The sequence below is a fragment of the Mesorhizobium sp. WSM1343 genome, assembly GCF_055901535.1.
In genome coordinates, this window is the sequence record NZ_CM148370.1 from 5,740,179 (window position 1) to 5,760,478 (window position 20,300).

Below are 20,300 nucleotides of genomic sequence, written 5' to 3' on the forward strand. Positions count from 1 at the left end.
TCTGACGACCGTCAGCCAGACCCAATCAGGGAAATAGCATCGGCGGCCGATGCAACAGCTTCCGTGTTCATCCCTGCCCTGAGCAATTCGATAGGGACGCGCCCCTTGAGAAGAGGCGAGGGACTGATCAGCCACAGCCAAGCCAACCTGGGGTCGGAGATCGAGGAAAGGACCTCCCGGATGCCGGGCACAGGCCTGCCGTCGATGAACTGAGCCAGGGGAAATACATGCTTGCGGGAGCCTTTGCGAAAGGCAATCACATCGTTGTGCCGCTGCCACCAATGCAGCGTTGACCGCGGTATTCCAAAATGTCTCTCGAGATAAGTTGAGCCCGCAACCGGACCGGCCCACTCAGCAATCGGCGCCCCTTCTCTTGGAAACTCTTTCAGAACCGGATGCCCGAGCGGATGATCGGCTGGCCGGGGTCGCGAATCGATCTCGAGCGCCTGAGTGTCTAGCCGTTGCGCTGCTTCGGCCTCGAGCCTGCCAAGCACCTCGGTGGCCACGGCGGTGGAGTCGTCGGGAGCAGAACCCAAAGGCGGAACAGCGGCCTTCTGGCGCTGCCTCGCCTCATCGCATTCGGCGAGAATGCGCTGCACCTCCCTCATGATAAAGCTTGAAAGCCTGCTCTGGCGCCGTTCATGCGCAGGATCATCCGCTCCGGACATATATGGTTTCCTAATAGCAGCCCCTCAGCAACCGGCCGAAAAAGCGTTGAACATAAGAGTTTCGAGGGCGGCGATGTGTTGCGTCCTTTCATATGATCGCGCCCTAGCAGGCATCTGGCGGCTTTAGGTTGTGCCGCTTCAACAGGATGGAGAAGAATGTCGATTGACGACCACCTTTGCCCCCCATCAAGTCCGCTGGCTTTGCCGAGCAATTCCGAAGCCAAACCTCGAACGCCGCTTGACCCCAATTTCATGATTCGGGCTTGCAAGGGCACGCTCATCTGATGATCAAGGCAGTGGGTTAATTGACCGGTGGCTGGCGGTAGTTGCTATGCAGCATCATCACAGGTCGGTAAACTTGGTTGTCTGGATGGAACGCATCCATTGCATGGATGCTCGCAAGCTGTCTCTTACGGCGCAACGCAACCTATAAGCCTCCGTCGAAAGTCGGCTGGATGCGAGATTTCGGGAGGTTGTCCTCGGACCTGCGGTGCTGAAGCTTGGTCACTCCGGTGTCCTCGGGCGGGGTCCGAATGGACCGCCTCACAGCCAGGCCATGCACTGAATAGCCTTTCGACCAGCATTCGGCCAAATCGGCGCATCTTTACCGGTGATGCCAGTGATCAACTTTCTCGCTTAAACCTGGGACGGCATTAGCTTGACTTGATTACGACCTGTGACGTTGGACTGTCACGTTCGGCCATATACGTCCTCAAGCCGCACTATGTCATCTTCGCCGAGGTAATCGCCGCTCTGCACCTCAATGATCACGAGGCTGATGCTGCCGGGATTCTCAAGCCGGTGTTTGTGGCCGCAGGGGATGTAGGTCGATTGATTGGTGGTCAGGAACAATTCCTGATCGCCGTTGACGATCTTGGCAAGACCGCTGACCACGACCCAGTGCTCGGAACGGTGGTAGTGCATCTGCAAGCTCAAGCGCCCGCCTGGTTTTACCTCGATGCGCTTGATCTTGAACCGCTCGCTTTCCTCCAGAACCGTGTAGGTACCCCAAGGCCGGTGCACCGTGTTATGGAGCAGATGCGCCTTGTGTCCCGCGGCCTTTAGTCCTTCGAAGAGCTTCTTGACGTCCTGAACGCGATCTCGGGATGCAACAAGCAATGCGTCGGGGCAATCCACAATCACAAGGTCACTGATGCCGACGGTGCCGATGACTCGCTTGTCCGAGCTTATGAAACTGCCGACGGTGTCCACCACGTGAACATCGCCGCGTATCCTGTTGCCGCTCGCATCCGCTGGGATCAGTTCGGCCATGGCACTCCATGATCCAATATCGTTCCACCCCATTTCGCTGGGGACCACAGCGAGATTGTGGGTTTTTTCCATTACGGCATGGTCGAGCGAAATACGTGGCGCCTGGGCGAAATGCTCTGATGAGAGTTCGATGCTGGCAGAGCGCTCGCCGTCAATGATTGCGGCGTTCTCATAGCTGCGGAGAACCGCATCGAGCACCTGCGGGCAATGCAGGGCCATTTCGTCGAGCATGACCTGCGCCTTGAAGCAGAAGATGCCGGCGTTCCAAAAGAAACGTGTGGAGGCGAGATAGGATTTGGCAGTCTCGACGTCCGGTTTCTCGACAAACCGCACGACTTCCCCACCTACGGCCTCGATATAGCCAAACGCCGTTTCCGGCCTGTCGGGCGTTATCCCCAGCGTTGCGATGCGCCCCTGGTGGGCGTGTTCGATGGCCCGGCTCATGACGTTTTGAAATGCCGGAACATCACCAATAATGTGGTCGGCAGGAAAGATGCATAAGATCGCATCGGGACCTTGTGTCGCCTCTGCATGGATGGTTGCCGCTGCGACTGCGGCAGCGGTGTCCCGACCCTCTGGCTCAAGCAGGAAGGTGCGTGGCAAAACGACGGAATCCAGCTCCTCCAAATCGTCTTTCATGAGGAAGATGTGCGCCGAGGACGCCACGGTAATAAACTCAACGACGTCCCGCATCGCGGCAGCTCGCAACACGGTATGCTGGATGAGCGAATGTCCATCCGCCATTTTGAGGAAAGGTTTGGGGTGCGATTGCCTTGAAGCAGGCCATAGCCGAGAGCCAGCCCCGCCGCTTATGATGACCGGTACCACTTTCATCAAACGACCTCTATTTCGTCGGTGAGCGCGAAAGCGTGCGCCCGTTTCAGCGTCAGGGCGACGATCGCTGTGGCCCTTCTTTCATTCCGAGCCTCGGAGTAGCAACGCAGTTCCGGGGCGTTGGCGGAAGGCCGCAGATGCACGATCTCACCGGTAAGCAGCTGGGTTCTCAGGCCGTCGGTTTGGTCCACTTCAGCAACCGTCCCGAAGGGGGCAAGAAAGCGCTGTAACGTGGCCCGGCTCGCCAGGCGATCCATCAATCTGCGCGAACGTTTCGTGGGGAAGTTTTGCAGGCGGCCACTCGCGCACACAGGAAGGTTCCACAACCGGCGCAGTCGCGACAGCTTCATTCTTGTCGACGCCATGGTGCTGAGGACGGCCAGGATCGGGAGGAATGAATCCCGCGTCGGCAGTGCGGCCAATGTCTTTCCGTTCAGTACGCAGTCCGACCCTAGCAGAACACCACCATTGGCCTCAAAACCAACAACGATGCTGCCGGCACGCTGTGCCGCTTGCATGGCTTCAATTACAAACGGAGACCCGACCTTCGTCCTGAGGACCTGCAAACCGAAAGCGTTCGAAATGCCCGAGTTGGAGGTCACTGGCGTCACGACGGTATCTGCTTTCAAAAACAGACCCGTGGCGAGCCCAATCAGGTCGCCCCGAAACAGATCGCCTCTCTCGTCGGCGATAAGAGGCCGATCGGCGTCCGCATCGGTCGACACGATGGCGTCGAGACCGAATTCACGGACCCACTGCTTTAGTTTTGCAGAAGTTGTTGCGTCCACGGCTTCCGTATCGAGAGGTACGAAAGTTTCGGTTTTCCCGACTGCGACCACTCTGGCACCGAGCGACTGAAGAACCTCTACCAACAGCTCCGCCGCGACGGAACTGTGCTGGTAGACACCAAGTCTCATTCCCGCAAGTGAGCCCGGCTCCAGCACGTCCTTGGCGCGATCTCGATAGACGGCGATCGCCTGTTCGTGCCGCATAGGCGATGCCGTTCCCAGAGGAGCCGGTGGCAAGCAATACAGATTTGACCTTTCGGCTACAAAGCGCGTAATCGCGGCCTCATCCGCCTTGGTGATTTCACCATTCGGACCATAGAATTTGATGCCGTTGCGATCGGCTGGAATGTGCGACCCTGTGACCATGAGAGCCGCCGCGCCGTATCTGCGTGCATATAGTGCCAGGGCAGGCGTAGGTATGGTGCCGCAATCGACCGGCCGGAAGCCATTTGCGGCCAATGCCGCCGTGCAATTGTTCACTATCGCCTGACTGCTGTCACGTAGATCGCGGCCTATGAAGACCAAATTATTCCGGTGAACCCGGCTCGAAGCCAAACGCACAGCAAAACCTTCAGTATAAAGTCCGCTGGCTTTGCCGATCAGTTCCGAAGCCAAACCTCGGACGCCGCTTGACCCGAATTTCATGATTTCGTATTGGAAAATGACGCGCTCATCTGATGATCAAGGCAGTGGAGTTGATCGACCGGGTGCCTGCCGGTAGTTCGCTATGCAGCGTCATGAAAGGGCGGTAAAGTTGGTTGTTTGGATGGGACGCATCCATTGCACGGATGCTCTCCAAAAAGCTGGTCCTATCCCGGTACAGCCTTTGGTTTTTTAGGTTTCATCAAAGTCGGCGAGAGAGCTGCTGATAGCGCGTCACCTGTGGCGCTCAGCCCAAGCAGAAACCCTACTTTGATCAGCTTCGACGATCGGACTTGCAAGGAAACTTGCCTCTGGGATTTGCAATCAGAGGCAAGTTCTCCATGGAAGCGCGGCATGATGGCGGGGAACGGCCGATGCAGGGTGAGGCAAAATTCTTGGTCTCATCCCCAAGCTGCGGCAGTCGGAAAAATCACCGAACGGGCGTCGTGATCAGTTTCGCCTGTCCACAGAGATGGCGCGCGGCGAAATCCAAAGCAGCGGATCGTCCTCTGTGCGAGTGACGCCCCGCACTCGGCGAAGCTCTCGGATTAGTGGCCGGTGAGCAACGCCGGGGCCGCAGCGGGCGAAGGCGTCGTCATGAATCAACGGGATGACCCGAAACCCCAGCCGACCGCAGCGTGTCGCGGATGTCCTGGCGCTTGGCCTGGCAAACATGTTGTTCTGAACATTGTGCGACACTCGGACAGGCTTTGCGCAACGCCAGCGCATTCATCGGGCATGCATTTGCAGACGAGCGATGCGGGCGGTAAACTGGCATGTCGCAAGCTTCCGCGCCGGCCAGGTTAACAATGCGCGATCCCGCGCTGGGCCCGGCCAGACGAGAGTCGCTCACTGATACCGTGATCGGCCGAGAACCGGTTTCCACAATACCGGTCCGTTCAGACGTCCCCTCCGGCGGATGCGCAAAAGGCCTGAGAAATCTCCAGATAGCCGGCCACCGCTTCCGTTTTGCCGACGGGCTTCGGTTGCCCGATGCGCGACAACGGCCACGTCGCGAGGCGAAGGATTCGTTCCACGCAGGTATCAGTCACCGTCACTATCCCGGTGAGCTTGCTGGTCAATCCGAACTCGATCATGCCGGCGAAGAGCTCGTAAGTTGCTTGGGCCAGCCCACCCGCCGCTTCGAGCGGATTCAGGGAAGTCCGGCCACTCCTCGCGACCCTCGTCGTCGCGCGACACCGCTGGAGCTTACCAGGCGACAGCCATCCGTTAGGGGGTTTCATGGCTAGCGAGGGCACGATGTCGGGTCTGCAACCAAAAGTCGGAAGTCGGACACAGAAGTCAGTTTACGCAGCTTATCCACGCAGCTTTTGAACACTTTAATCCTTCGGCACGATTAGTGCAGCGGATTGCGCAAAGTTGCAGGGAGCCGTTCCGATGAGAGGGCAGCGTCATCCAGATTTTGCGTTGACCGTCCACTCAATCTTGACCAGTGGCAGCGCGCGGCCGCAGGCGACGCCGCCCAGCCCGATAGCTCATCGATCCAGTGCGGCCGACGACAATAGACAGAAATGGGAGAGACACAGGTATGAACTGCGAAATGGAGATGGTTGCTCGGGTGAGTGCAATCACCTTGCTCTGTACGGCCAGCGCTGCATCGGCGAATGAAGGCATGTGGATGCCGGGCCAGACTGCGGAAGTGGGCGCGGCAATGCGCGCCGATGGCGTCGAGATCGATCCCGCGCAGCTGAGCCGACTGGACGCTGCCCCGCTTAATGCAATTGTATCGCTAGGCGGATGCTCCGCCTCCTTTGTGAGCCCACAAGGGTTGGTCGCGACCAATCATCACTGCGTGTTGCCTTCCATCCAGTACAACAGCAAGAAGGGCCAGGACTATCTAACAAACGGCTTTCTGGCGAAGAGCCTGGTTGACGAATTGCCTGCGACGCCCGCCAGTCGCATTTATGTGGTCGAAAATATAAGGGATGTGACGGCCGACATGCTTAGGGGCGTCTCGGACACGCTGAGCGGCTTTGATCGCCATGAGCAGCTCGACACGAACCGCATGGCGCTAATTGCTCTATGTGAAGAACAGCCCGATCGCCGCTGCGATGTGAGGCCCTATTATGGCGGCGCCTTCTACTACCTCCAGCAGAAGCTAGAAATTCAGGACGTGCGCCTCGTCTACGCGCCCGCGCTCGGCATCGGCAACTTCGGCGGCCAAACGGACAATTGGATGTGGCCGCGCCACACAGGCGATTTCGGGTTCTATCGCGCCTATGTCGCTCCTGATGGTTCCTCCCGGCCCTATGCGCGCGAAAATGTGCCTTACCGACCGAAGAGTTGGCTGCCCATAGCCCGCGAAGGCGTCCAAGAAGGCGATTTCGTGATGGTCGCCGGCTTTCCCGGTGCAACCCAACGGTTCCTCACCGCAGAAGAGGTCCGGTTCAACTTCGCGCAACTCGAACCGCTGTCTCAACGTTTGCTGTCGGATTATTCCGCCCAGATCGACCATGCCGTAACAGGCAATCGCGAAGCGGAGATCCGCTACGCATCGCTGCGCAATGCGATTGAAAACTTCGAGAAGAAGCTGGCTGGCGATCTTGCCAGTGCCGACGCGACCGGCCTTGACGCGCGCAAGGCTGCCGAGGAGAAAGCTTTTCGCGCCTGGGTCGCTGAGTATCCCGTGCGGCAGACGCGCTTTGACGCAGCAATCCGCGAACTGGACGCGATGGTGGGCGAGAATGGCCGGGTCTTGCTGGCGAGGGTGCGCCAGGCGTTGCTCAATCGCGCGCAACTACTGTCATCGGCACGCACTCTCTATCGCTGGACAAAGGAGCACGAGAAGCCGGATGAAGACCGTGAAAGCGGCTTTCAGGATCGTGACCGCAAGCAAATCTCGGATCAGTTGACACAGATTGAACGCGGTTATCTGCCCGACATCGATCGCAAGTTGTTCGAGGCCGCGCTCGATGAATATCGCCGGCTGGACGCAAAGGATCGCGACACTGCTTTCGAAAGCGCTTTGGGCCAAATTGGCCTTGAGCGAGTTTATGCAGACACCAAACTCGCAGACACGGCAACGCGGCTCGGCTGGCTTGACAAGCCCGCTGCTGCGTTGGAGGCGTCGGACGATCCTTTCATCAAGCTGGCGGTGGCGCTCTATCCCGGCGACATATCTGCGGAGCGCGCGGCGAAGGACCGCGCCGGCCGCGCGCAGGCGGCGCGCGCGACCTATATGCAGGGTCTGCTTGCCTATCGGAAGGCAACCGGTCGGCCGATCTATCCCGACGCGAATGGCTCGCTGCGCATCACCTGGGGCAAGGTGGCGGGGCGAACACGCGACGGGCAGATCTGGATGCCTTTCACCACGGCCGAGGGGCTTCTGGTTAAAGAAACCGGCAAGGGTGAGTTCGATGCCCCAGATGCGGCAATCGCCGCGATCCGAGCCAGGGATTATGGACCCTATGTCGCGCCGGCGCTGGGCACGTTGCCGGTCAACTTCCTGTCCACCGCCGATATTACCAGCGGCAACAGCGGCTCGGCCACGCTGAATGGGCGCGGCGAGTTGGTCGGTCTCGCCTTCGATGGCACGCTCGAGGGAGTGACCTCAGATTGGGCATATGCCGCAGACCGCAATCGCAGCATTCATGTCGACAGTCGCTTCATGCTCTGGACCATGGACAAGATCGACGGCGCCGGGCGGCTGCTCAAGGAAATGGGAGTGCGGCCGGCGCGCTCCTAAGCGGGTAGTCCGGCCGTCACAGCAATCGTTCATGCTCCAGATCGACGCGCGATGGTTCACGACACCAGACGTTCAGGTGCGGAGTTCCGGACGGCCTGCGCCGCGCCGGTCGCGTTGCGAAATTAGCCTCTGCGCCGGCAGCGGGCGTGAGTGGAGATTGCGCAAGCCCACCCTCCCCATGAACGTCAGGCAGATCCTGCGCGTGGCGAGTATTGCTACCGACCATCACGAGCCGCCTCAGATGTATCGCTCTCACCAATTTGCCCACCGGTCGATATTTCTGTCTTAGCTGCTGCGTTCCTGGTGGTGTTTGCCAGCTTTGCGATCACTTCCTGCAGCATCTCCACACCCGTCTCGATCTGCCGGATGCTCAATGCGGAATAGCCCATCACAAGCCCCACATGGTGAGACGGCCCCGGGGTTAGGCAATATAGCGGCGAGATCGGGTACAGCCCCAGCCCGGCGCGACGAGCCGTTTCGACCAGCACCGCTTCGACTGATCTCGAGAATTCTTTGAACCAAACGACGAGATGCAGTCCAGCTTCCGCCCCTTCAATGGCGATGTGATCGCCGAAGCGCTGCTTCAGGCAGCTCAGCAGTGCGTGCCGGCGCTCGCCATTGAGCCGGCGCACCCGGCGCACATGGCTTTCGTAGCTGCCGTTCTCAATCAAAGAGGCGAGCGCCTCCTGCTCCGCCACCGGAGAATGCCGATCGGCAAACTGCTTGGCTGTTTCGAAAACCTTCTGTAATTCCCGCGGAACAACGAGATACCCGATTCTTAGCATCGGCGAGAGGGTCTTGGAGATCGTGCCAAGATAGATTACGGACTCATGATCTCCGAGGCTGTGCAGCGGGGGAACAGGACTGATATCGTAGCGATATTCGCTGTCGTAGTCGTCTTCAATGATGTAGGCGCTCTCGTTGCGCGCCCATTGCAGAAGCTGATGCCGGCGCGCGATTGGCATGACACCGCCGAGCGGAAACTGGTGCGAGGGAGTCACGTAAGCCAGCCGTCCAGCCAGGCCGGCCAATCGCTCGGTCCGCATGCCGTGCTCGTCAACCCCGACTGGCACGGGCATGGCACCTGTGCTGGCAAACACCTGGCGCGCCATCCTGTAGCAAGGCTCTTCGATGACGAAGCTGTCGCTCGGGTCGAGCAGCAGGCGGGCACAGAGATCGAGACCTTGTTGTGAGCCATTGACGACGATAATCTGGTCGGGTTCGCAGCGCACCATACGAGCCCGCCACAGATAACTCTGAAGTGCTTGACGCAGCCGACGCGAACCGCGCGGATGCTGATAAGCGAGCCGGGCCGGCCGCTGCGCCATGGCGTTGTTCATCGCGCGTTTCCAAATCGATGTCGGAAAGTCCAAGGGCGCTAAGTCCCCATATCGAAAATCGATCTTCAGCGCGTTCGGCGGATGACCGAGCCACGGCGGTGTGGGCCGCAACCGTTCTCCATAGGCGGACAACCGGACCAAGGTGATTGGCCTTGGACGATTGACGGTTAGCCCATTTGCGATAAGTGAGAATACGACACGAGGTCGCGCACCTTGGCGGACCTCGATGAAACCTTCTGCGGCCAATTGCTCGTAGGCCACGGTAACGGTGGTTCGGGAGACGCCAAGTTCATTAGCGAGACCACGGGACGACGGGAGTTGACTACCAGTGCCGTAAACGCCTGTGAGTATCTGCTCGCGAAGTGCTTCGTAAATCTCGCGGGCGCCCAAGCCATGATGGCGGGCAGAAGACGGACCGGGAGTTGGAGAGTGGGTCATTCGATTTCTGCCAACTGGACATTCCACAAGACAGTTTGCAGCCACCCTTTGCAAAAGCCAAGAGACGTCCGCAGGTTCACGCCAGGATGGCCAGCCGTTCCAATTCTGACAGCCGGCGAGGCCTGCCGACGAGGCCGTTTTCGCCTTCGTCACCAGCGCCGTTCACACGGTCAGATCCGGCTGGCTCCGTTCGCCGACCATCTTGCTGACTCGATCTAACGCTTCGAAAGCGTTTCGATACGTGAGGCCGCCGCCTTGGGCGGGAGAGTCTATGCGCGCCAACCACCGAGATTCTTGGAAAAGGGTGTGGCTAATCTGCAAGGATTCCGAAGCTGGATTGGGTGGTCGCGTCAGAAATAGCGGACAGGCCGTCCCGCGGTTCGGGATTAAGGTCGTTTCGCTCGATGTCCGATCCTGCCAATCTCGACCGCCATCATGGACGGCGCCGCCTACTCTTCTTCACGCCAGTGAGCCCGTTGAGCCGCAATGTCGATATAGCTAAACTCCGAGCGAGCCCACGCGCAGCGCGATGGTGATAGCACCCTCGCCTCGCCCGGTTCGCGTCCGCTCGAACACGGCGCGGGGGTCGTTGTCCAATCGCTGACGGAACTACATCAACGTCGCAGCAATGGTCCCAGGGGGGCATCCTCGGGACTGCAAAAACACCGACACGCGGATCGTACTGTGCTATTGGAGCTGCGTTGGATGCGCGTTTGCCGCCGAGCGACGCGAAACGACATACATCGCTTGGATGCGATGCATTGAAACAATCGATTTCACGACGTTTAGAGGACATGAAAAGAGCACGCGGCAGGCAGCGCTCCCAGGAGCGCGCCTACCGGGCGGCTGCGGCAGCTTGCCGTTCTCTGTTCGACAGTTTCATCCACGGACACAACAAATGAGTTTACCCCGGCGAACGGCATTTATCACAGGCATCACGGGCCAGGATGGCGCGCTTCTTGCCGAGTTGCTGCTGTCGAAAGGCTACATGGTGCATGGCCTGAAGCGGCGAGCCTCGCTGATCGGGAACACTCAACGCATCGATCATCTTTATCAGGATCCTCATGAGGACCATCCCGACATGGTGCTGCATTACGGGGATATGACGGATGGGACCAACCTGATCCGCCTCCTGCAGGAAACCCAGCCCGACGAAATCTACAATCTCGCTGCGCAAAGCCACGTCCAAGTCTCTTTCGAGACGCCCGAATATACGGCCAACGCTGATGGTCTTGGCACGCTGCGGCTGCTGGAAGCTATCAGAATCCTGCGCCTTGCGGACAAGGCGCGGTTTTACCAGGCGTCCTCTTCCGAACTGTTCGGTCTGGTCCAGGATGCCCCGCAGCGGGAGACGACGCCGTTTTACCCGCGCTCGCCCTATGCTGTGGCGAAGCTCTACGCCTACTGGATAACCGTGAACTACCGTGAGGCATACGGGCTATTCGCCAGCAACGGCATCCTGTTCAATCACGAAGGACCGACGCGCGGCGAAACTTTCATCACCCGTAAGGTGACACGTGCGGTGGCTGCAATCTTAGCCGGCAAGCAGGACTGCCTCTACGTTGGAAACCTAGAGGCAAAACGCGATTGGGGCTCGGCGCGCGACTATGTCGAGGGCATGTGGCGTATCCTGCAGCACCATGAGCCTGACGATTTTGTGCTCGCGACCGGCGAGACGCATTCGGTGCGCAGCTTTGTCGAGGCTGCCTTCAAGCGCGTCGAGAAGGAGATCGTCTGGGAAGGTGAAGGCGTGGACGAGGTGGGCCGCGAGCGCAGGAGTAACAAGGCGCTGATTCGTGTGGACCGACGCTATTTCCGCCCGACCGAGGTTGACCTGCTGATCGGCGACGCCTCCAGAGCGGCGACCAAGCTCGGGTGGAAGCCAACGACCAGTTTCGACAAGCTCGTCTCGGAAATGGTAGAGGCCGATTGCCGCGCCTACGGGATCACATTGTCATGATTTCGCTGCAAGGCAAACGCATCTGGATCCCCGGCCATCGCGGCATGGTCGGATCGGCTCTGGTGCGTCGGCTGGACGAAGTGCCCGGTGTAGAGATTCTGACTGCGGACCGGAGAGATCTCGACCTGACCGATCGCGCGGCGACGGCCAGATGGACCCGGGCACAACGTCCCGACCTGGTTTTCATGGCGGCGGCCAAGATCGGGGGAATCCTGGCCAACAATGAACGTCCCGTTGATTTCCTCCAGGACAATCTCGCAATCGAACTCTCTACGATCGCGGCCGCGTTCGAGGCCGACGTCGAAAAGTTCATGATGCTTGGTTCGTCGTGCATCTACCCGAAGTTCGCAGAACAGCCAATCCAAGAAAGCTCACTGTTGAGCGCGCCGCTGGAGCCGACCAACCAGTGGCACGCGATCGCCAAGATCGCCGGAGTGATGCTGTGCGACGCTTACCGTCACCAGTTCGGGCGCAGCTTCATTTCGATCATGGCGACAAACCTGTATGGGGCCAACGACAATTTCGACCCGCTTTCGAGCCATGTGTTGCCTGCGACGGTCCGAAAGATCATAGAGGCGCGGAACGGCGGGTCGAATCGGGTCACCATATGGGGCAGCGGGTCGCCGTTGCGCGAAGTCATGCATGTCGACGATCTTGCTGACGCTCTCGTCTTTCTCATGGAGCGCTACGACCAAGCCGGGCCGATCAATGTCGGCAGCGGGCAGGAGATATCCATACTCGGCTTACACCAGCTGGTGGCGGAATTGGCTGGATGGCGCGGCGAGTTTGACTTCGATAGGTCTAAACCGGACGGCACGCCGCGGAAGCTCATGGACTCTAGCCGCCTGACGGCACTTGGATGGAAACCGAAGATCCAACTCCGCGACGGTCTGCGTCAGATGATCGGCAGCTACGAAAATGCAGTTGCTGTTCAAGCAGTCTCGCCATGATCACGGCCGCACCGCGAATTTGCCAGTCGGCCTCCTTGAGAAGCACACACTCTCTCTAGGCAGGAGGAAATTGTGAGCTGGATGATGAGATCGCCGAGGGCCAGACTCTTTCAAGGTAAAATGGAGCAATGCCGACGACAAAGACAGCGTCGGCGGGATGCTGCGTTTCGAAGGCTCATCTTGATGCCGGCTGCATTCCGGGGCACCGCTCGGGCTAAAACATCCGGTGGTCGCCACTTTCGACGAACGGCGGCTGCCTTGCTCTGGAGATTTACCGGTTTCGTGAGCAAATTCCGCGCATGGCTGTTCATGACGTTCAGATCCCGGCTGTCGCCGACCGTCGGTCTAACCCCTTAAGAGACCGCCTCGGGTCCGTCACACTGATCTGTTTCCGCTGCTCACGTGCCGTGTCATCGAAGCCGGGAGCAGTCATTTCAGGCCGATGGTGAAGGTGCTTGAAAAGGGCCGGAATTCCAGGGACGATCAAACGCCGGATTGCGACGCTAGAGTGCTATTGCAGTCCAAGTTTCCTTTTAAGTTCCAAGTTCTCCTTGCGCAGGCGTTCGGCCAGCAGGTTCTTCAGCCGCCTGTTTTCTTCCTCAAGTTCGACCAGACCCTGCGGATTGTCACCATCTGCTGAAGGATTCGTGACCTTCTTCCAGAGATAGTAGGTCTGCTCCGATATCCCAGCCTGCTTTACAGCGCTTCTCCCAGTGGCGCCGCCGCTGATCAACATCTCGATTTGGGTCAGTTTCTGGGTCCGTTCCTCGTCAGAGTAGATCTTGCGGCCCCTTCGCACTATCGCTGCTGGCACTTTCTCCGGCCGGGGCGCCGCACTGGATCCATTCTCCGGTGTACCCTTCCTGGGCTGCGCCTTTACCTTATTATGCGATTTTGGGCTTTTCTTGTTGGCTGGCGGTTCGGTTCCGGCTTCTGACTTGGCGTGCGACGGTTCTGGCATAAGATGCTCCGCTCGTGGACTGTGCATAGGTTCAGCATCAGGGGGTGACGGAGTGGAGTCAATACACCCAGCCATCGGCCGCTCGGTCTGTTCAATCTCCGTTGTCGTCTCGGCCATAGCTGCGGAGAGATCGACATCGGCCCAGATGGCACCACCTCGTCGCGGATGACTGCGTTTGTGTTTGACCTCCACTATGAACGGTCGAGTCTGCCGCCTCATAATCTCTTCCTTGTTAAATGAATGGGCAAGAGAGCCGCGGCTGATGGATTGAAGCTCTGGCGACTCCTGTGTCGCGCCGAGCTATATGGGATAAGGCAATGCGGGAGCAAGTCGCACCTGGCAATGAGCCCACACCTTTAAAAAAGCACTGGCGCAGTCGCTTGCGCACTGCTTTACGCGGCAGAAGTCGTTGGCCGCGAGGATCTCGCGGCATTCTTCCAAATGATGCATGTCGACCAACCTCGTGTCAGCTTTGTAGACTCCGCGACACGATGATGCAGGGGGCGTGATCTCGTTTGACCGATTCCGAAGGGAGAACAAATGCCGTCACTCTTTTCGCCCGCTTGGCATGAATTTTGAAGCTCTGGTCGCACCGGCGGCAGAACGATCGACCGGCTTAACCTACTGAAGGGGACGGCAATGATAGCCTGTAGGATAATTGATCCAGCGCCTGAGAGTATGTCCAGTGCCGGCGAACTTGCACTATGAACGGGCAATCGCTTACAAGCCAGATTCGCAGGTCGCAGGCTTAGCGGCGTGCCCGAATGCCCCCTCCTCCAGTCTTGACCAAAAATAATCCAAGGCCTATTTGTGCGTCGTTAGCACTCGCCGGAGTAGAGTGCTAACGACGCTCCGGCTACGGAGAACTGTTCAACCATCCACACCAGGGACATCCAAAAATGGCAAAGTCGAACTTCCGACCGCTGCATGACCGCGTGGTCGTTCGCCGGGTCGAATCCGAATCCAAGACCGCTGGCGGGATCATCATCCCGGACACAGCAAAGGAAAAGCCGCAGGAAGGCGAGATCATCGCCGTCGGCTCCGGCGCTCGTGACGAAGCTGGCAAGCTGGTCCCGCTGGACGTCAAGGACGGCGACCGCATCTTGTTCGGCAAGTGGTCGGGCACGGAAGTCAAGCTCAATGGCGAGGACCTTCTGATCATGAAGGAATCCGACATCATGGGCATTATCGGCTGATATCAGGCCTTTTCTCAACTGAATTCCCGGGCTCGATCAAAGCCCCTGCCAGGAGCTAAAAATGGCTGCCAAAGACGTAAAATTCTCCCGTGATGCCCGCGAGCGCATGCTGCGCGGCGTCAATATCCTCGCCGACGCGGTGAAGGTCACGCTCGGTCCCAAGGGCCGCAACGTCGTCATCGACAAGTCGTTCGGCGCCCCGCGCATCACCAAGGACGGCGTCACCGTCGCCAAGGAAATCGAGCTTGAAGACAAGTTCGAGAACATGGGCGCGCAGATGGTCCGTGAAGTTGCTTCGAAGACGAACGACATCGCCGGCGACGGCACCACGACCGCAACCGTTCTGGCACAGTCGATCGTCCAGGAAGGCCACAAGGCCGTTGCCGCCGGCATGAACCCGATGGACCTGAAGCGCGGCATCGATCTGGCCGTCACCGAAGTCGTCGCGGCGCTCGGCGAGGCTGCCAAGAAGATCAAGACCTCCGAGGAAGTCGCCCAGGTCGGCACCATCGCCGGCAATGGGGACGAGTCGGTTGGTGCCATGATCGCCGAAGCGATGCAGAAGGTCGGCAATGAAGGCGTCATCACGGTCGAGGAAGCCAAGACCGCCGAGACCGAACTCGAAGTCGTCGAAGGCATGCAGTTCGACCGCGGCTATCTCTCGCCCTACTTCGTCACCAACGCCGACAAGATGGTTGCCGAGCTCGAGGACGTCTACATCCTCCTGCACGAGAAGAAGCTGTCCAACCTCCAGGCCATGCTGCCGGTTCTCGAAGCCGTCGTGCAGACCTCGAAGCCGCTGCTCATCATCTCGGAAGACGTCGAAGGCGAGGCTCTGGCCACGCTGGTCGTCAACAAGCTGCGTGGCGGCCTGAAGATCGCCGCCGTCAAGGCGCCGGGCTTCGGTGATCGCCGCAAGGCCATGCTGGAAGACATCGCCATCCTCACCGGTGGCCAGGTCATCTCGGAAGACCTCGGCATCAAGCTCGAGAACGTCGGCCTGAACATGCTCGGCCGCGCCAAGAAGGTGTCGATCTCCAAGGAGAACACCACCATCGTCGACGGCGCCGGCAAGAAGGCCGAGATCCAGGGCCGCGTTGCCCAGATCAAGCAGCAGATCGAAGAGACCACTTCGGACTACGACAAGGAGAAGCTGCAGGAACGTCTGGCGAAGCTCGCCGGCGGCGTTGCGGTGATCCGCGTCGGCGGTGCGACGGAAGTCGAAGTCAAGGAAAAGAAGGACCGCGTCGATGACGCCCTCAACGCGACCCGCGCGGCCGTCGAAGAAGGCATCGTTGCTGGTGGTGGCGTCGCGCTGCTGCGCGCTTCGGCCAACATCAAGGCCACCGGCGTCAACGCCGACCAGGCCGCCGGCATCAACATCGTTCGTCGTGCGCTGCAGGCTCCGGCCCGCCAGATCGCGGCCAACGCCGGTGCGGAAGCATCGATCGTTGCCGGCAAGATCCTTGAGAACAAGGGCTTGACCTTCGGCTACAACGCCCAGACCGGCGAATATGGCGACATGATCGCCATGGGTATCGTCGATCCGGTCAAGGTCGTTCGTACCGCTCTCCAGGACGCGGCCTCGGTCGCCGGCCTGCTCGTCACCACCGAAGCCATGATCGCGGAGGCTCCGAAGAAGGAGTCGGCTGGCGGCGGCATGCCTGGCGGCATGGGCGGCGGCGGCATGGGTGGCATGGGTGGCATGGGCGGCATGGATTTCTAAGAAGCCTAAGACCCATTAGCCTTCACAAGTGGAAAGGGCGCCCAAAAGGCGCCCTTTTGCCTTCGAAACGGGTATCCATTACGGCCTACATACAAACTGCACGCAACCGGCTGAGCCATTCATTACGATGGCCGTCGACAACCAGGCAACGGGCCGCGTATGTGAATTGCACAGGGATCGCCCCCAACGCCGCTGAACCGGTGGCTCAAACGAGAAAGGCAGCATCTTTTGTGCCTACAGGTTTCCATGTAACGACTGTCGTGGACGAGCAAGGATCGCTTGGAATCCGTTTCATTCATGACGAAAGGGCGGAATGCTAGACGTTGCGCTAGACTAGTGCGCGTCCATAAACGGCTGTTTTCCCGGAGTTTTCAGCGGTCTTTGGCCTGCTGAAGCGATGTTTTTGGGGACGCGTGATGGTACAAGTGCATGGAGGTTGCGGCCGGGGGTCGATCTGGCGGCAATGGGGTCATAGGGGTATCGGCCGGCGCTCGCCGGCGTGCTCCTGAACGCAGCCCGATGACTGGGGTCAGGTCGATCTGAGGCGGGTGAAGAGGGCGAGATTGTAAGCGACCACCGAGGACCAGACGTAAGCCTTGAAGTGGTTGAGCCCGCGCCAGGTGCAGCGGGCCAAGCCATAGGCGCGCTTCAGGCAGGAGATGCTGGCCTCGATACCAGCGCGGAAGTTGCGCAGCTTGCGATAGACCCAGCGGCTGCTGACCATGTCTTCGATCCTGAGGGCGCTCTTCTTGTGGAACGCCATATCGCGCACGCCCCACGCCTTGGCTTGGCGCAGATTGGCGCGGCTGGCATAGCCGCCGTCGGCCGCCGCCTGACGCGGCGGCTCGCCGTAAAACGCGATGTGGCGCTCCAGCATTAGCAGCAGACGCTCGCTGTCGGCTGGGTTGCCCGCTTCGATGACGAGATCGAGGATCAGTCCGCTGCGACCGGTGGTCAGATTGATCTTGTGACCATAATCGACGTCGCGGCTGCCCTTGACGATGATATCGGCATGCGGCTCGAACAGGCTCACCAGCTTCTCGCCGGCCGGGACCGGCTCGCCTGCCAGGACCCGCCGTTCGGTCTGGGCGATGATCCGCTCGATCAGCGGCCGGTAATGGCGGACTTGGGCCTGCCACAGTTCAATGGCCGGGCTCGCCGTCAGGGTCAGCTGCTCAGCCGCCTGATGGAGATAGCCCAAGGTGGTGCGTGTGATCCTGAGCAGCTCGCGGTAGTGCTTCACCCGTTTCGGGCGGCCGCGGGTATATTCGATCGACCGGGACCGCTTCTTCGCCGCGCGGCAGTGATCGTGCCATGGGATGGCGCTGCCCAGTGCATCCGCGTGCTGCAACAGCCGCACCATCACCCGCACAGCGTCCCATAACAGGCTGCTGTCGCTCGGCTCGTGGACGAGTGCGGCGGTGACGGTGCTGTCCACGCGCACGACCTTGCCGCCTTCCAGCTTCTCTCGCCTGGCGCTTGCCAGCAGTACTTTGTTGATTTCTTCCCAGGTCGGCGCCTGGATCGCGCTGATCGTCTTGTGCAGGACTGATTTCTTTGGGCTCCACCCCCATGGCAGCCGGGCAAAAGCCCGGAACGAGGCGGAATCCTCCAAGTGAAAGGCCAGTTCCTGATAGCTTAGTTGGCGGTGCTGCTTGAGCAGCGCGCAGCGCAGCACAGCCTCCGCCGGCAGGCCCTCGCGGCCGGTCTCCTTGAGATCGTGCCGGCGCAGGTCCCGCGTCACCAGGCTCAGAAGCTCGCGATGCTCGTCCAGCCATTGCGACATGGCTTTCAATTCACAGCCGATCTCGTGTCCGGCGAAAAGATCAAATACACTGGATTGGACGGTGCGTTCTTGGCGCATTGTCGGCCCCGGCGGTGGCAGAAACGCTTTGGAATCAGTGGCTTGATCTCGAAGTGTATCTGAACCCGCCGGGCCTTGCCTACCCAAAATCAGGATTCATTCAATAATATCAGCAGCTTGCCGTTTATGGACGCGCACTAGACTAGTTTCCATCCGTAAACCTGCGTATTTCAGTCCGTTTTAATGAGTTGCGCATGATCGAAGGCGCCTTGAAGGGCGCGGACGGGTCGAAGAGTGCTGTTTGTCGCCAAAATAGTGTCACCGGTGCATGCGGTGGCGGCCGGCATGGGTCGGCGCGGGGCAACCTGCGATCCCGGGGGCAGTTCAGGTCGGATTGAGACAGGTGAAGATGACGAGGTTGTAGGCCACGACCGAGGACCAGACGTAGGTCTTGAAGTGATCGAGGCCGCGCCAAGCAACGCGCCAAACCGTAAGCACGCTTGAGGCATGAAATGCCGGCCCCGATCCCGGCGCGGAAGTTGCGCAGCTTGCGATAGACCCACTTGCTTCTGACCATGTCCTCGATCCTCAGGCCAGCTTTCTTGTGGAAGGCCATGTCGGAAACGCCGCACGCCTTCGCCGTGGCAAGGTTGGCGCGAGTGGCGAAGCCGCCATCGGCGGCCGCATGCCGCGGCGCTTGGCCATAGAATGCGACGTGGCGCGCCAGCATTGGCAGCAAGCGGTCGCTGTCAGCCGGGTTGCCTGCTTCGATCATCAGATCCGCCCATGAATACATCCATTCCGCAAATGTCCCTCATCAAAGCAATCGATTAATCAAATTTTCCGGTGAGGATTATGAAGGCGTCGTGTAGTGGTCGGATGAATCATAGGGAGTATTTGCGATGGCAAACATAATCGAGGGTAGGTTCGCGCGTCCCGAATGGCTCATCGGCACCGATCTCGATGATTGGATGGCGGGTGACCAGGGCAATGACCGGCTTGAAGGTCGTCGCGGAAATGACAAGATCGCCGGTGGCCATGGCGATGATCACGGCATCGGCGGCGAGGGAAATGACCGAATCTGGGGCGGAACGGGGGACGATTATCTTCGCGGCGACAACGGCCGCTTCCAACCGCGCCTGGTCGGTGAGGATAATGACAAGCTCTTCGGCGGTCCCGGCAACGATGTCCTCTACGTGAGTGACGGCAACGACATTTTAAGGGGGGAGGACGGCAATGATACGTTTTTGTTCCAGTTCCACAATCCAATCCAGGGAGTGGTCGAGGGACTGGCGGACATTACCACTATCAGCGATTTCAACGCGAAGGAGGACACTTTCGCCTTCGATGCGGTGGGCGTCGGCGACGACGGTTTTGGCGCGAACTTCGTCAACAACGCCGCCGCAAAGTCTGGCAGCCCGGTGAGCAGCTTCTACAGCGGTCCGTCTGCGGGTGCGAAGGGCGAGCATGTGGTGGTGATCACTGACGGTTCTTTTGAGACTGCCTCTGACGCAGCGCTTAAGATCTCCGGCGAGGCCGTCGGCGACATCATCGTCTACTACTGCCACGAGGATTTTAGTAAAATGGCGAAGCTGGCGTATGTCACCGGCGAGAACCAGGCGCATGACTTCGTCAACATAGGTGGTGTGACGAGCTTTAGCGCCATGGCCGACCTAGGCCTGACCGCGTCGGATTTCACCTACATTTAATCCGGAAAACCCCATATGAACCCGCGCCCCGCCCCCCCCGGCGGGCGCTTTCCTTTCCGCTACTTGCCGCTGGCCGCGGGTTCCGGAGCGGGCGAAGCGTGATTAAACCTGTGGGTCGAGCCCGAACCCCTCCCTGAGGCCGACATAGTCGAGGCGGTAAGGCTGTTCTGGCCTGCTGCCTGCGTCGATAAAGTTACCCCTCCAAAGGTTCAGCCGGAGGCTGTTGTTGACGCGCACCATCATATGCCGGGATCAGACGCGTTCGGCGCGAAACACTGTTGCCCTGGATCAGCGAGCGGATGCGGT

The 20,300-nt window shown here is 59.6% G+C and carries 12 protein-coding genes and 2 pseudogenes; 6 read left to right on the forward strand and 8 right to left on the reverse strand.

The genetic code is table 11. From position 1 onward, the window contains the following. Positions 1 to 11 precede the first annotated feature (11 nt). The 4 genes and pseudogenes from AC0NIL_RS27965 to AC0NIL_RS27980 form a co-directional block, all read right to left on the reverse strand. On the reverse strand, positions 12 to 668 hold the full coding sequence (locus AC0NIL_RS27965) for an antitoxin Xre/MbcA/ParS-like domain-containing protein (protein WP_473574307.1): 657 nt from the start codon (positions 666 to 668) through the stop codon (positions 12 to 14). A 690-nt stretch (positions 669 to 1,358) separates the two neighbouring features. Next, positions 1,359 to 2,774, reverse strand: coding sequence for a mannose-1-phosphate guanylyltransferase/mannose-6-phosphate isomerase (locus AC0NIL_RS27970; RefSeq protein WP_473574309.1), 1,416 nt, complete (start codon positions 2,772 to 2,774; stop codon positions 1,359 to 1,361). Then, positions 2,774 to 4,207 (reverse strand): phosphomannomutase, encoded by a 1,434-nt coding sequence (locus AC0NIL_RS27975; protein ID WP_473574310.1) that lies wholly within the window; start codon positions 4,205 to 4,207, stop codon positions 2,774 to 2,776. Before AC0NIL_RS27975 ends, AC0NIL_RS27970 begins: the two co-directional genes overlap by 1 nt. 846 nt (positions 4,208 to 5,053) lie before the next feature. Then, positions 5,054 to 5,343, reverse strand: a pseudogene (locus AC0NIL_RS27980) (acyl-homoserine-lactone synthase); the annotation flags it as partial. Between the two features lie 410 nt (positions 5,344 to 5,753). Between AC0NIL_RS27980 and AC0NIL_RS27985 the strand changes: the two are divergent. Further along, positions 5,754 to 7,910, forward strand: coding sequence for a S46 family peptidase (locus tag AC0NIL_RS27985; protein WP_473574311.1), 2,157 nt, complete (start codon positions 5,754 to 5,756; stop codon positions 7,908 to 7,910). A 215-nt stretch (positions 7,911 to 8,125) separates the two neighbouring features. On the opposite strand, the gene pdxR is transcribed toward AC0NIL_RS27985, so the two are convergent. Beyond that, on the reverse strand, positions 8,126 to 9,688 hold the full coding sequence (gene pdxR / locus AC0NIL_RS27990; protein ID WP_473574313.1) for a MocR-like pyridoxine biosynthesis transcription factor PdxR: 1,563 nt from the start codon (positions 9,686 to 9,688) through the stop codon (positions 8,126 to 8,128). 898 nt (positions 9,689 to 10,586) lie between these two features. On the opposite strand from pdxR, the gene gmd reads away from it, so the two are divergent. Further along, a complete protein-coding gene (gmd, locus tag AC0NIL_RS27995; RefSeq protein WP_473574315.1) occupies positions 10,587 to 11,648 on the forward strand; it encodes a GDP-mannose 4,6-dehydratase in 1,062 nt (353 codons plus the stop codon). Then, complete coding sequence (locus AC0NIL_RS28000; RefSeq protein ID WP_473574316.1) at positions 11,645 to 12,598, forward strand: GDP-L-fucose synthase family protein; 954 nt, start codon at positions 11,645 to 11,647, stop codon at positions 12,596 to 12,598. Before gmd ends, AC0NIL_RS28000 begins: the two co-directional genes overlap by 4 nt. A gap of 511 nt (positions 12,599 to 13,109) precedes the next feature. Here AC0NIL_RS28000 and AC0NIL_RS28005 read toward each other — a convergent pair. Continuing rightward, positions 13,110 to 13,559: a transposase gene (locus AC0NIL_RS28005; RefSeq protein ID WP_473574317.1), complete on the reverse strand. Its 450-nt coding sequence runs from the start codon at positions 13,557 to 13,559 to the stop codon at positions 13,110 to 13,112. A gap of 899 nt (positions 13,560 to 14,458) precedes the next feature. Between AC0NIL_RS28005 and groES the strand changes: the two genes are divergently transcribed. Both groES and groL read left to right on the forward strand, forming a co-directional pair. Next, the gene (gene groES, locus AC0NIL_RS28010) at positions 14,459 to 14,755 is read left to right on the forward strand and encodes a co-chaperone GroES (protein ID WP_473468798.1); all 297 of its coding nucleotides are present in this window, start codon (positions 14,459 to 14,461) and stop codon (positions 14,753 to 14,755) included. 61 nt (positions 14,756 to 14,816) lie between these two features. Further along, positions 14,817 to 16,481 carry a chaperonin GroEL gene (gene groL, locus AC0NIL_RS28015; RefSeq protein WP_474048276.1) on the forward strand — a complete coding sequence of 555 codons (1,665 nt, stop codon included), beginning with the start codon at positions 14,817 to 14,819 and terminating at the stop codon, positions 16,479 to 16,481. A 529-nt stretch (positions 16,482 to 17,010) separates the two neighbouring features. On the opposite strand, the gene AC0NIL_RS28020 is transcribed toward groL, so the two are convergent. Next, complete coding sequence (locus AC0NIL_RS28020) at positions 17,011 to 18,345, reverse strand: ISNCY-like element ISMlo5 family transposase (RefSeq protein WP_473574393.1); 1,335 nt, start codon at positions 18,343 to 18,345, stop codon at positions 17,011 to 17,013. A 324-nt stretch (positions 18,346 to 18,669) separates the two neighbouring features. Then, positions 18,670 to 19,066: pseudogene (locus AC0NIL_RS28025) on the reverse strand (transposase); the annotation flags it as partial. A gap of 121 nt (positions 19,067 to 19,187) precedes the next feature. Between AC0NIL_RS28025 and AC0NIL_RS28030 the strand changes: the two are divergent. Beyond that, a complete protein-coding gene (locus tag AC0NIL_RS28030; RefSeq protein ID WP_473574349.1) occupies positions 19,188 to 19,994 on the forward strand; it encodes a calcium-binding protein in 807 nt (268 codons plus the stop codon). The last annotated feature ends 306 nt before the right edge of the window (positions 19,995 to 20,300 follow it).